Annotated in this window: 15 protein-coding genes; 6 read left to right on the top strand and 9 right to left on the bottom strand. The window is 74.9% G+C overall.

The genetic code is table 11. From position 1 onward, the window contains the following. Positions 1-6: 6 nt before the first annotated feature. Positions 7-405: a HepT-like ribonuclease domain-containing protein gene (locus tag JN535_RS00685; protein ID WP_205201061.1), complete on the bottom strand. Its 399-nt coding sequence runs from the start codon at positions 403-405 to the stop codon at positions 7-9. Then, positions 402-836: a nucleotidyltransferase domain-containing protein gene (locus JN535_RS00680; RefSeq protein ID WP_205201060.1), complete on the bottom strand. Its 435-nt coding sequence runs from the start codon at positions 834-836 to the stop codon at positions 402-404. The genes JN535_RS00685 and JN535_RS00680 overlap by 4 nt, the downstream gene beginning before the upstream one ends. Positions 837-988: 152 nt before the next feature. Between JN535_RS00680 and JN535_RS00675 the strand changes: the two genes are divergently transcribed. Further along, the gene (locus tag JN535_RS00675; protein WP_205201058.1) at positions 989-1,558 is read left to right on the top strand and encodes a pyridoxamine 5'-phosphate oxidase family protein; all 570 of its coding nucleotides are present in this window, start codon (positions 989-991) and stop codon (positions 1,556-1,558) included. A 128-nt stretch (positions 1,559-1,686) separates the two neighbouring features. Here JN535_RS00675 and JN535_RS00670 read toward each other — a convergent pair whose 3' ends face one another. Further along, on the bottom strand, positions 1,687-2,604 hold the full coding sequence (locus JN535_RS00670) for a LysR family transcriptional regulator (RefSeq protein ID WP_205201056.1): 918 nt from the start codon (positions 2,602-2,604) through the stop codon (positions 1,687-1,689). 214 nt (positions 2,605-2,818) lie between these two features. Here JN535_RS00670 and JN535_RS00665 point away from each other — a divergent pair, with 214 nt between their 5' ends. Next, the gene (locus tag JN535_RS00665) at positions 2,819-3,193 is read left to right on the top strand and encodes a CBU_0592 family membrane protein (protein ID WP_205201054.1); all 375 of its coding nucleotides are present in this window, start codon (positions 2,819-2,821) and stop codon (positions 3,191-3,193) included. A 7-nt stretch (positions 3,194-3,200) separates the two neighbouring features. Here JN535_RS00665 and JN535_RS00660 read toward each other — a convergent pair whose 3' ends face one another. Both JN535_RS00660 and JN535_RS00655 read right to left on the bottom strand, forming a co-directional pair. Then, positions 3,201-4,091 (bottom strand): endonuclease/exonuclease/phosphatase family protein, encoded by an 891-nt coding sequence (locus JN535_RS00660; RefSeq protein WP_307868023.1) that lies wholly within the window; start codon positions 4,089-4,091, stop codon positions 3,201-3,203. Between the two features lie 115 nt (positions 4,092-4,206). Continuing rightward, positions 4,207-5,391: an aminotransferase class I/II-fold pyridoxal phosphate-dependent enzyme gene (locus JN535_RS00655; RefSeq protein WP_205202849.1), complete on the bottom strand. Its 1,185-nt coding sequence runs from the start codon at positions 5,389-5,391 to the stop codon at positions 4,207-4,209. 225 nt (positions 5,392-5,616) lie between these two features. Here JN535_RS00655 and JN535_RS00650 point away from each other — a divergent pair, with 225 nt between their 5' ends. From JN535_RS00650 to JN535_RS00640, 3 genes are all read left to right on the top strand, one after another. Next, complete coding sequence (locus JN535_RS00650; protein ID WP_205201052.1) at positions 5,617-6,249, top strand: hypothetical protein; 633 nt, start codon at positions 5,617-5,619, stop codon at positions 6,247-6,249. A gap of 64 nt (positions 6,250-6,313) precedes the next feature. After that, on the top strand, positions 6,314-6,883 hold the full coding sequence (locus JN535_RS00645; protein ID WP_205201050.1) for a DnaJ family domain-containing protein: 570 nt from the start codon (positions 6,314-6,316) through the stop codon (positions 6,881-6,883). 86 nt (positions 6,884-6,969) lie between these two features. After that, positions 6,970-8,004, top strand: coding sequence for an alpha/beta hydrolase (locus JN535_RS00640; protein ID WP_205201048.1), 1,035 nt, complete (start codon positions 6,970-6,972; stop codon positions 8,002-8,004). Between the two features lie 19 nt (positions 8,005-8,023). On the opposite strand, the gene JN535_RS00635 is transcribed toward JN535_RS00640, so the two are convergent. Continuing rightward, positions 8,024-8,545, bottom strand: a complete 522-nt coding sequence (locus tag JN535_RS00635; RefSeq protein WP_240200414.1) for a low molecular weight protein-tyrosine-phosphatase — start codon at positions 8,543-8,545, stop codon at positions 8,024-8,026. Between the two features lie 98 nt (positions 8,546-8,643). Between JN535_RS00635 and JN535_RS00630 the strand changes: the two genes are divergently transcribed. Further along, a complete protein-coding gene (locus JN535_RS00630; protein ID WP_205201046.1) occupies positions 8,644-9,552 on the top strand; it encodes an SDR family oxidoreductase in 909 nt (302 codons plus the stop codon). Between the two features lie 341 nt (positions 9,553-9,893). On the opposite strand, the gene JN535_RS00625 is transcribed toward JN535_RS00630, so the two are convergent. The 3 genes from JN535_RS00625 to JN535_RS00615 form a co-directional block, all read right to left on the bottom strand. Further along, positions 9,894-10,535, bottom strand: coding sequence for a hypothetical protein (locus tag JN535_RS00625; protein ID WP_205201044.1), 642 nt, complete (start codon positions 10,533-10,535; stop codon positions 9,894-9,896). Positions 10,536-10,590: 55 nt separating this feature from the next. Beyond that, entirely contained in the window at positions 10,591-11,529 is a 939-nt protein-coding gene (locus tag JN535_RS00620) for a WXG100 family type VII secretion target (RefSeq protein ID WP_205201042.1), read from the bottom strand. Between the two features lie 126 nt (positions 11,530-11,655). Next, positions 11,656-11,967, bottom strand: a complete 312-nt coding sequence (locus tag JN535_RS00615) for a hypothetical protein (RefSeq protein ID WP_205201040.1) — start codon at positions 11,965-11,967, stop codon at positions 11,656-11,658. Between the last annotated feature and the right edge of the window lie 66 nt (positions 11,968-12,033).

Genomic DNA, 12,033 nt, shown 5'->3' with positions numbered 1-12,033 from the left:
GGCAGGCTACGACGGCAAGGCCTTGGACGACGCCGGGCCGCGTCCCGGTTCCGGTCGCTCGACACCCAGCGTCCGGAGCAGGTCGGGCAGGTGGGTCCGCAGCGTCTCCCAGACGATCTGGTCGCTGACGCCGTCGTACTCGTGGGCGGTCCGGTTCCGCGTCGCCCTGATCTCGCGCCACGGGACGTTCGGATACCGTGCTGCGAAGGCGTCGGGAAGCCGGTCCGCCACCGCGGACACGTCGACGATCACCGAACGTCCAGCCCGGCGCAGCAGGTCGTCCTCCGAGTCGAGGAACGCGGCCTCCCCACGCTGGACGATGCGGTGCGCGGACCGCCCGAAGGATGCGAGGTCGGCGAGCGCACGGTCGACGCGATCCTGCTGCTCGTCGTCGAGCGCGCTCACAGCGGGACCGCCTCGGCGCGCGCACGCTGAAGAGTCCGGGAGATACCGTCGTCGGGCACGACGTCCACATGGACGCCCAGGAGCTCCTCGAGATCCAGCTCGAGGCCCGTGAGGTCCCAGGCGGACGCACCCCTCTCCATCGTCACGAGGAGGTCGACGTCCGAGCCCGGTCGATCGGTCCCGCGCGCCACGGAACCGAAGACGCGCGGGTCATGACCGCGACGGGCGGCGACGAGACGACGAACCGCGGCCCGGTGCCGATCGAGCGCGACCGACGGTCTGATCTGCGCGGCAGCCAGCAGCCTCTCCAGCGTGACCGGCCGAGGCGAGCGTCGCCCCGCCTCGATCGCCGCGATGTCGGGCTGGGACACGCCAGACGCGTGGGCGAGCTCCCGCTGCGTCAGCCCTGCCCGTTCTCGCGCTCGTCGCACCGCCGTCGCCGCATCCGTGCGCCTCCGATATCGATTCCGATATCGCTCTGTCGATGCCGACGCCGATACCGGTGCCGGAACGGCGATGAGTTCTCGTGGTGCGGCCGGTCTCGTCGGGTACAGGCATCCGCCCCGAGCGAAGGTGAGCCGAGATGTACGCCATCGACCGCATCGACGTGAAGAACCTCGACGGATACGGCACGCCGCCGATCGAGTGGGCGCGCGTGCACGACACGCTGTTCGGCCGGCTCCCCCAGGAGCCCGGTGCGGGCGGCCCGAACCGGCACACGACGTGGCTCGCCACGACGGACCCTGACGGGAAGCCGCACGTCGTGCCGTTCGGCGCGCTCGTGCTCGACGAGGAGATCTACCTGTGCTCGGGCGAGGGCACGCGCAAGAACCGCAACCTGCACCGCGACCCCCGGTGCACGCTCACCGTCGCGACCGAGCCGTTCGACCTCACCGTCGAGGGCCGGGCGGAGCGCGTCACCGACCCCGAGGCGCTCGAGCGCGTCGCCGCGGGCTTCCGCGCCGACGGGTGGCCCGCGACCGTCGACGGCGACGCCCTCACCGCGGAGTTCAGCGCGCCCTCGGCCGGGCCGCCACCCTGGGCCGTCTACCGCCTGCTCCCCGAGCGTGTCTTCGCGTTCGGCACGGCCGAGCCCTACGGCGCCACCCGCTTCGACCTCGCGCCGAGAGAAACCCCTGGTTCGCCGAGGTAGAACGGTGGTCTGCCGAGGTAGAACCGTGGTTGACGACCTCGGCCTACCACGGTTCTACCTCGCGCCACCACGGTTCTACCTCGCGCCACCACGGGTCTACCTCGCGACACCACGGGTGTGCCTCGGTGTCAGGCGAAGGCGATGTCGGCCGCCGCGGCGACCATCTCGTCGAGGACTGCGGACACGACCGGGCGGGGCTCGTGGCGCGTCGCGCGGTGGCGCGCGACGAGGCGCCGGGAGCCGAGGCCGGGCAGGCCGACGACCGTCACGCCGTCGGGCACCTCGTCGGACGCACCGCCCTCCACGGCGAGCGCCGGGAGCATCGCGACGCCGAGCCCGGCCGCGACGAGCGACAGCGCGACGTCGAAGTCGTAGTAGTTGTGCCGCGTGCGCAGGGTCCCGCCGAGCCCGCGGGAAAGACGCCGCAGGGCGCGCGCCGCAGCGGTTCCCGGCTCGGGACCGAGCCAGACGGCGTCGCGCACGTCGTCGAGGCGGGTCGGGGTCGGCATGGCGGCGGGGACGACGAGGCGCCACGGCTCGTCGAGCAGCACGATCTCGCGCGTGCCGCGCGGGGCGGGGGAGTCGGCCTCGTAGTCGCGCTCCAGGAGGACGACGTCGAGCTCACCCGCGCGCAGGAGGCGCAGCGCCTCGGTGGGCTCGCGCTCCTGCACGTCGAGCTCGATGCCCGGCGCCGTCTCCGCGAGACGCCCGGCGACGGGCGCGACCACAGCGCGGATCGCCGTCTGGAACGAGCCGACCGCCACGCGGCCGCTGACCTCGTCGCCCAGCGCCGCGAGCGCCTTGCGCGCCTCGACGAGCTCGGTCTCGATGCGCTCGGCCGTCTCCGCGAGCACGCGCCCGGCGGGTGTGAGCGTCACGCCGCGCGGGCCGCGGTCGAGCACGACGACGCCCTCCTCGGCCTCGAGCCGCTGGATCTGCTGGGAGACCGCGGACGGGGTGACGTGCAGAAGGTCCGCTGCCGCGAGAATGCCCCCGCCGCGGTGCACGGCAAGGAGGAAACCAAGTCTGCGTGGGTCCGTCGCCATGTAGAGATGCTAAACGGCCGGTGCAGATCCCTTCGATTGTGCTGAAGCCCAGGAGGCCTCACACTTGTCGTGGCGCCGGTCGGTTACCTCCTCCTCCTACGGGTCGGCGCCCGAGCTTCGCACCACCCGCGCCACCAGCCATCGGCCCGGAGCGCACAGCCGCCGCAGCGTCGCGGTACCCCCCTCCACCCCTCTTCGTCACCGGAGTACCGCTGTGCCCGTCACCCTCGACGCGATCGTCATGTTCCTCGGCTGGATCGGCGCCGCCGCCGGCGTCGTCGCCTACGCGATGGTCAGCCGCGGCCGCTGGGCCGCGTCGTCCGCCCCGTTCCAGCTCACCAACCTCACCGCCGCGGGCCTCATGGGCATGGTCGCCGCGGCGAACGGCGTGTGGCCGTCGGTGGCCGCCAACCTCGTGTGGATCGTCATCGGCGTGCAGGCGGTCGTCGTGCTCGTCCGCGCGCGGGCGCGCCGCCGGGCGGCCGTCGCCGAGCCGGTGGCGCCCGTGGGCGCGGCGGTCCCGGACGCGCCGGCCGCCGTCCTGCCCGACGGCGAGCCGTCGCCGCGCGAGGTCGGGCTGGCCGCCTGACGGCTGCTCAGGTCGAGGCGCCCGACGCGGGCTCCACGACGACGTCGACCACGACGGCGCGGTGGTCGGACAGGCCCGTGTCGACGGCGGTCGCGGGGCCGAGCGCCCGCACGGTGGCCCCGCCGGGACTGGCGTCGGCGAGCACGTGGTCGATCTGGCGCACGGGCCGGTCGACGGGGTGGGTGAGGACGTCGGCCAGCGACGTGAACCCGGTGATCTCCGCGGGCTCGGGCGCGCGCAGGTTGAGGTCGCCCAGCAGCACGAGCGGGCGGGGGAGAGGCGCGCAGGCCCGCGCGAAGGACCGGAGCTGGTCGGACGTGAACTCGGGTCGCGACGTCGTGTGGGTCGTCACCACCGTGAGCGGTCCCCACGGCGTCACGACGGCGGCCGCGAGCGCCGCGCGGGGCTCGTCCGGGACCACGCGGAACGGGACGAGGCGCGCGGCCCCGCGCGCCGTGCCCGGCGTCCGGCGGCGCACGCGCGAGCGCCACGGCATCCGGTCGAGCTCGAGCCGCGACCACCGGCTCACCGGGAACCGGCTGACCAGCCCGACTCCGTAGGAGGCGACGCCGGGGACGCGCCGCACGCCCGACCCCGGTCGGGCGGCGCGCACCCACGCGCCGGAGACGCCCCGCAGGGTCGGGGAGAAGTGCCGGTGGTCGGCCCGCAGCGCCTCCGCGGCGACGGCGACGAGGTCCGCACGCTGCGAGCGCGGCGAGTCGCGCTCGACCTCCTGCAGCGCGAGGACGTCCGCATCGAGGTACGCCACCGCGCGCGCGAACCGTTCGACGTCGACCGTGCCGTCGAGCGCGGCGCCGTGCAGGGCGTTGAACGTCGCGAGGCGCAGGGCGCCGTCGGGTCGCGGAGCCGGTCGGGGAGCGGTGGCGTGGGTCGGCACCGCACGATCCTCGCGCCGACTGCCGATCGACGCGACCAGGCGCGCGAGACGGGACTTCCGGCCGACGGGAACCCGGCTATCCGGTCGTGGTCGCTCTCCCGGCGTCGGAGGAGGCTCAGAGGGTGCGCCGCCACGCGACGATGCGCTCCACGGCCTCGGCGACGGTCGCGGGGGCGGCGGCGAAGGAGAGGCGCACCCAGTCGCCGCCGCGGACGCCGTCGAAGTCCGTGCCCGGGGTGAGCGCGACGCCCGCCTCGGCGAGCAGGCGCTCGCACCACGTCACCGAGTCGAGGCGGTCGCCGGAGACGTCCGCGTAGACGTAGAACGCGCCGTCGGCCGGGGCGACGCGCGACCACCCGAGGTCGTCGAGGCGCGAGAGCACGAGCTCGCGCGACGCCGCGTAGCGCGCGACGTTCTCCGCGGCGGCCGCGTACCCCTCGGGCGAGAAGGCCGCGACGCCCGCGTGCTGCGCGAGCGCGGGCGGCGACAGCGCGACGTTGCCCGCGAGGGCGTCGACGGGCCCGACGAGCTCGTCGGGCAGCACGAGCCACCCGAGGCGCCAGCCCGTCATGGCCCAGTACTTGGAGAACGAGTTGACGACGACGGCGCCCTCGCCGACGTACCGCGCCGCGGTGGGCAGTGCCTCGGGCGCGTCGTCCGCCGTGTCGCCGTACGTGATGCCGTGGTAGATCTCGTCGCTGACGAGGCGGACGTCGTGGTCGGCGCACCACGATGCGACGGCGTCGAGCTCGGCGGGCAGGATCATCGTCCCCGTGGGGTTCGCGGGGCTCGCGACGACGAGCCCGTCGAGGCCGCCGTCGTAGTACGCCTCCATGAGCTGCGAGACCGTGGGCTGGTAGCGCGTCTCCGGCCCGCAGTCGAGCTCGACGACCTCGCAGCCCAGCGCGCGCAGGATGTTCTTGTACGCGGGGTAGCCGGGACGGGCCAGCGCGACGCGGTCGCCGACGTCGAACGCCGCGAGGAACGCGAGGAGGAACCCGCCGGAGGACCCGGTCGTCACCGCGACGCGCGCGGGGTCGACCTCGACGCCGTACCAGCGGTCGTAGTGCTCGGCGATGGCCCGCCGCAGGGCCGGGACGCCGAGCGACTCCGTGTAGCCGAGGTCGCCGTGCTCGAGCAGCTCGATCGCCCGCCGGCGCACGACGTCCGACGCGCCCGTCGACGGCTCGCCCGCGCACAGGTTGAGGACGGACGCCCCCGCGTCGCGCAGGCGGTTCGCCTCCGCGAGCACCTCCATGACCGCGAACGGCGGCACGTGCGAACGGCGCGAGACCTTCATCGACCCAGACATGAAGCCATCATGCCGGTTCACCCGCCGCCGACCGGGGTTGCACCCACGGCGCCGAACCCGGGGTTGCGGCCGGATTCGGCGGCGGAGGCGCCCACAACCCCGGGTTCGACGCGGGTCGGGTCATTCCTTCGACCGATGTTGGCGTTCCTCACCGGGCGGGGTCGGTCGTCCGGGCGACGCGCCGTCGTCGGGCGACGGGGTCGGATGGGCAGCATGACCGAGGACGTGTGGGACGACGGCGCCGAGGACCGGGCGAGGGACGATCGCGCTCGGGACGGTCGCGGCCGCGACGGGCGCGACGAGGCCTTCCGGCCGGTCCGGGGGTGGGGCGTCTTGTGGCGCAGCGCGTTCGTGCTGTGGCACGGCGGGCACGAGTACGTCGTCGACGTCGACTTCCTCGACTGGGACGAGCGCATCCGGCTCTACCGCGACCGCCGCCTCGTCGACGAGCAGCGGTCGCGGGCCCGCTTCGACCTCGGCGGCGCGACCCTCGAGGCCCGGATGAGCCTGTACGGGATGCGGTACGTGCGCGTCGTCGACGCCGTGGGAGACGTCCGGGACGTCGCACCCATGCCCGGGACCGCCGAGGCGTGGCGCGACCGGATGGACCGCGAGCGCCCGACGGCGAGCCGCGTCGTGGGCGTCGCCGCGTGGGTCGTGCTCGTGGTCGCGCTCGTGACGCAGGTGCCGCAGCTCCTCGACGTCGTCTCCGGGTTCACCGGCTGGACGCCCCCGTTCGTGCCGGACCTCCCCGCCTCCGTGAACACGGTGCTGTCCGTGGCCGGGGTGGTCGCAGCCGTCGACCGCGGGCTGCGGCGCCGCTACCACCCGCTCCTGGACGGCTGACCGTCGGCTCGTGCCGGGCCTCGGAGCGTGCCTAGGGTGGGAGGCAGCGACAGAGGAGGTCCTCGTGTTCCGACGGCGGTCCCGCAGCACCCCCGACGACGACCCGGTCCGTCGCGGCGCGCAGTACCGGGTCGACCGCGAGATCGCGCGCGAGGGTGCGGAGCGTGACGACGCCCCCGACGAGGCGTCCGACACCGCGCCGTCGGACGACGAGGAGACCGCGCCGCGCGGCCCACGTCGTGTACGACCCGAGGACCGTGCGATGTACGTCGACACGGTGATCGACCAGGCGATCCGACGCGGCGAGTTCGACGACCTTCCGCTCGCCGGCAAGCCGATCCCCGGGCTCACGGGGACCCACGACCCCGACTGGTGGCTCAAGTCGGTGATCGAACGGGAGCAGCTCACCGGCCTCGGGCCTCCCGCGATGCTGCTCAAGCAGGAGGACCGCGAGCTCGACGACCGGCTCGACCGCGAGCTCGACGAGACAGCCGTCCGCGAGATCCTCGCGGACTTCAACGCCCGCGTGGTCGACGCCCGCCGCCAGCTCCTGGGTGGTCCACCCGTGGTCACCCCGACGCGCGACGTCGAGCACGAGGTCGCGCGGTGGCGCGCCCGGCGCGCCGCCCGCTGAGCGCCGCCGGCACCGGTGCCGCCTCGCGTGCGACCGCTCCGGACCACCGCCGAGCGGTCGCCCGCCCGCGCGCCTAGGGTCGGCGCATGGCCGACTGGCAGCCCGACGTCCTCGGGGACGACTACGAGCAGCTCACGCTGCCGCTCGAGCCCGACGCCGAGGGCGACGTCGTCGCCACGCTCGTGCGCCGCCGTCGGGCCGGGGTCGACTCCCCCTACCTCGACGTGCTGTACGTCCACGGCTGGTCCGACTACTTCTTCCAGACCGAGCTCGCCGACTTCTGGGAGGCGCGCGGTGCACGGTTCCACGCGCTGGACCTGCGCAAGTACGGACGCAGCCTGCGCCCCGGACAGACACCGGGGTACGCCACGGACCTCGCGACGTACGACGAGGACGTCGAGGCCGCGCTGGCCGCGATGGGGCACCGCGGCGACGGGCGCTCCCCGCGCGGGCTCGTCCTCATGGGCCACTCCACGGGCGGCCTGACGCTCAGCCTCTGGCTCGCCCGGAACCCCGGCCGCGCGGCGGCGCTCGTCCTCAACAGCCCGTGGCTGGAGTTCCAGACGCGCGAGGTGGGGCGGCTGCTGCTCGAGCCCGTGATCGGCGCGCGGGCACGCCTCATGCCCACGCGGCCGCTCCCGAACGTCGACCTCGGCTTCTACACGCGCGCCGTGAGCAAGGACTTCGACGGCGAGTGGACGTACGACCTCACGTGGCGGCCCCAGCACGGGTTCCGCACCACGCCCGGGTGGCTGTCCGCCGTCTTCCACGGTCAGCAGACGGTCGCGCGCGGTCTGTCCATCAGCGCGCCCGTGCTCGTGCTCCTCTCCGCCCGGAGCACGCTGCTGCCCCGCTGGACGCCCGAGATGATGCACACGGACACGGCGATCGACGTGGACGGCGTCGCGCGGCGGTCCGTCCAGCTCGGCGACCTCGTCACCGTCGCGCGGTTCGACGGCGCGCTGCACGACGTCGTGCTCTCGGCCCGGCCCGTGCGCGCGCTCGCGTACGGGCGCGTCGCGCAGTGGGTCGACGCGTACGTCCCGCGCCGTGGGCCCGTCGCGACCGACGACGTCGCCGCCGCCCCTTCGACGGACGGCACACCGGCCCGGCGGGGGTGACCGGTACGCCCGCGGCGGGTCAGGAGTCCAGCCGCGCGCGCACGAAGTCCACGATGCCGGCCGCGGCGGCCTCCACCTCGGCGAGGCAGTCCTCGAAGTCCTGCTGCCCGCCGTACCAGGGGTCGGCGATGTCGAGCACGTGCTCGGGCTCGCCCGGCTCGACGCGCGGAGCGGCCGGGTCGAACGACCGGTACAGGCGCACGGGCGCGGACCCGTCGAGCCGGCGCAGGGCACGCGCGTGCTGGGACGTCATCGCGAGCACGAGGTCGCGCCCGGCGAGGTCGCCCGCGCGCACCTGGCGCGCGCGGTGCGTCCCGTCGACGACGTACCCGTGCTCGGCCAGGACGCTGCGCGCCCGGCGGTCGATCGGGTTGCCCCGCTCCTCGTCGCTGATGCCGGTCGAGTCGACGACGACGCGACCGCCGAGACCGGCGGCCTCGAAGCGGTCGCGCAGCACCACCTCGGCCATGGGGGACCGGCAGATGTTGCCGGTGCAGACGGTCATGACGCGGTAGGGCCCCAAGGCCTCGGCACTGGTCATGGGCCCATTCTGCGCGAGCCGCGCGCGGTCCTCGCGCGCGGTCCTCGCGTGCGGCCCGTCGCCGGGCGACCCGCGACCGCCGCGTCTACCGTGAGGTCATGATGATCGGGGCGGGGTCGGGGCGGATCGCCGTGACGGGTGCGAGCGGTCTCCTGGGGTCGAAGCTCGCGTTCCGCCTCGCCGCCGAGGGCGCGAGGCAGCGCCTCGTCGTGCGCGACGCCGCACGCGCGCCCAGCCTCGGCGACGACCCCCTCCCGGAGTCGGACGTCGCCGTCGTCGGCGGGTACACGGACACGCGCGGGATGGTCGAGGCGTTCACGGGCGTCGACACCGTCTTCCTCGTCTCCGCCCGCGAGGACCTCGACCGCGTCGCGCAGCACCGCGCGGCGGTCGACGCGGCGATCGCCGCGGGCGTGGGGCACATCGTCTACGTGTCGTTCGTCGGCGCGGCGCCGGACGCCGTCTTCACGTTCGCGCGCGACCACTGGCGCACCGAGGAGTACATCCGCGCGACGGGCGTGCGCCACACGTTCCTGCGCGACAACCTCTACCACCGCGGGCTCGCGTTCATGGTCGGCGACGACGGCGTGATCCGCGGCCCCGCGGGGGACGGGCGGGTCGCGTCCGTGTCGCACGACGACATCGCCGACGTCGCGACCGTCGTCCTGCTCGACGCCGACCCGCACCGCCACGACGGCGTGACCTACGACGTCACCGGACCCGAGGCCCTGACGCTCGCCGAGGTCGCCGGCGCCCTGTCCTCGGCCACCGGGCGCGAGATCACGTATCACGCGGAGACGCTGGAGGAGGCGTACGCGTCGCGCGAGCGCTACGGGGCGCAGCGGTTCGAGGTCGACGGGTGGGTGTCCTCGTACACGGCGATCGCGGCCGGCGAGCTCGCCCGCGTGAGCGACACCGTGCCGCGGCTCGTCGAGCGTCCGGCGCAGTCGTTCGCCGCGTGGCTCGACGACTTCCCCGAGGAGTGGGCGCACCTGCGTCCCGCCTGACCCGACGTCTCCACGCCGTGCGCGAAAACCCCTGGCGCGGTCCGCGGGGGCGGACGTACCGTCGTCGTACACGCGAAAGGAGGTGGTCCTGGAAGTGAAGATTCTTCGGACTCGTGAGGTGGTTGCGCGCTAGTCGTCGCGCAACCGATCCAGCAACGGACCGGATGCGGTGAGCCCGTGAACCGGGCGGGGTCTCCCGAGGGGAGGCGCCCGACGGCGAGCGAGTACCACGCAACCACCGGAGCCCGCGGGTGTCGTGCCCTCGTCCAGCACGACAGGAGGAAACCTCCAGCCCGCGGGCTTCTCGCTGCCCGGCCGCCCGCCGAGGGCGGCGGGGTCGGTCAGGCGACCGCGGTCGCCAGGACGCCGAACGTCGGGTCGGGCGCGATCGGCGACGGCGCGGGCTCCTCGCCGGCCGCTCCGCTCGTCATCTCCCACGTCCCGTCGCTCTCGACGCGGACGGCGGCCGTCCGGGCACCGGACGCGTCGACGACCTTGATGCTCCCCCCGAACGGCCGGCCCGGGAGCTGCGCGAACGCGGCCCGGACGAACCGCGACGCGGCGTCGGGCAGGGGGTCGCCCATCTGGAGCGGGCGCACGTGCCAGATGCCGAACGGGCGCGGCTCGAGCACGACCGCACCACCCTGCGCGCCGACGAGCAGCGCGGCGTTGGTGCGCTCGTCCGCGATCGCCGCCGCCTCGACCCACTCGGTCGCGGTCGTGAGGACGCGGGTGAGCGGGACGACGTTGCCGACGGGCGCGAGCACCTCGCCCTCGACGCGCGCGAGCCGCCGCACGACGAGCGAGCTGAGCCCCGCCGCGAGGAGGGGAGAGTCGGCGGGGACGTCGGGCAGGCGCAGGTTCTCGCGCGTCCTCGTGGCGGCGGACCCCTCGTTGAGCGACAGGAGCACGAGCAGCTCCGGCCCCGTGAGCTCGATGAGCCCGTCGTCCGGACGGTTCGCCGCCTCGGTCTGCGTGGTCATCGGTCGTCCCTCTCCTCGTGCGGCCCGCGGCCGCGGTCCGGCGCGTGCGCCGCGGTCACCACGGCCACACCTTCTTCAGCGTCTCGGTCGCCCCGTCGACGAAGTCCCCGCCCGCGTCCCACACGTCGCCGGCGAGGTCGGCGGCACCGTCGACGAGGTCGCCCCCACGATCCCACAGCCAGCCCGCGCCGTCGGCGATGCGCTTGGTCACGGGGACGTCGCCGGACAGCAGGGTCGCGACGCCCCACACGGCACCGGCGCCCGCGATCGCCCAGCCGACGGGGTTGCTCGCGAGGAAGATCGCCGCGCCGATGCCGGCGGCGCCGAGCCCCGCGGTGATGACGCCGTCGGTCCCCTTGAACCCGTCGCCCTCCGCGAAGCCCTCCCAGGCCTGCACCGAGCCGCTGTACACGGAGTAGCCGTCGAACAGGAACCCGGCGCCCTTGAGCACCTTGCCCGCGGACGCGAGGTTGTCCGCGAGCCCCGCCACGTTGAGCGGGTCGTCGAGCTTGTTCATCGCGGCCCACGCGTCGACCCCCTGGGACGCGATCCAGTTGAGCACGCCGCCCTGGGTCATGTCGGTCGTGAGCCACGACGGCGGGACCAGCCAGTCCGGCGGACCGCCGTCGCCCCCCTGCGTCACCAGGTCACCGGGCCCACCCGGAGACCCCGGCCCACCCGGGCCGCCCGGCCCACCCGGCCCACCCGGCCCGCCTGCGCCACCGTCGCGGCTCGTCGCGTCCTGCTGCTCGGCGTTGCCGCGCAAGAGGTCGGCCGCGTCCGTGAGCAGCGCGGCGGTCCCCGTCAGGCTCGGCCGCAGGGTCGACGTCCACGCGGTACGGAACTCGGCGGCGTCGGAGCCCTCCCAGCGTGCTCCGCCCACGGCCGTCTCGATCGCCGCCGCGGCCTGCTCCAACGCCTGCGCGCCGTCCGCCACGCGGCCCGCGAGCGAGCGCAGGGCCTCGACGTCGGCCCCGTACATCCCGCTGCTCATCCTCGCCCCTCTGCGCTCTCACCCACTCCGCCCGCACGCTTCCCGGCCGGCCACGCCGTGCCGGCGCCGCCGACAGGGTACGGAGGCGGAGCGCGACCCGTCGATGGTGACCGGTCCCCATGCCCGTCAGGACGGGCGCACGCCGCGGCGACGGTCGTCGGCCACGAGCTCGCGGTACCGGCGCCACTGCCGGACGGCGAAGCGCGCGAGGAACGCGCAACCGAGCACCCCGACGGCCACCCAGCCCCAGGGGAACGGGTCGCCCGCGTGGTAGCTGCGGAAGCCGTCCGTCCAGCCGAACACCTGGGCGCGGTACCAGCCGAGCACGAAGACCGCGACGACGGCGGGCGGCACGACGGCGGCGAAGGTCAGGAACCACGCGTACGTGCGTGCCTGCTTCGTGTCGCCCACGAACCGCGTCCGCGGCGCCCCGTTCATCCGTCCACCTCCGTGCTCGGGCCTCCGGGCACCCTACCCGGCGCCGGCCGACCGGCCGAGGCGGTC

Source organism: Cellulosimicrobium cellulans (assembly GCF_016921195.1).
In the GTDB taxonomy this organism is placed as follows: Bacteria; Actinomycetota; Actinomycetes; order Actinomycetales; family Cellulomonadaceae; genus Cellulosimicrobium; species Cellulosimicrobium cellulans_F.
The sequence above is the reverse complement of the archived record's forward strand: the minus strand, read 5'-3'. Positions and strand labels throughout refer to the sequence as shown.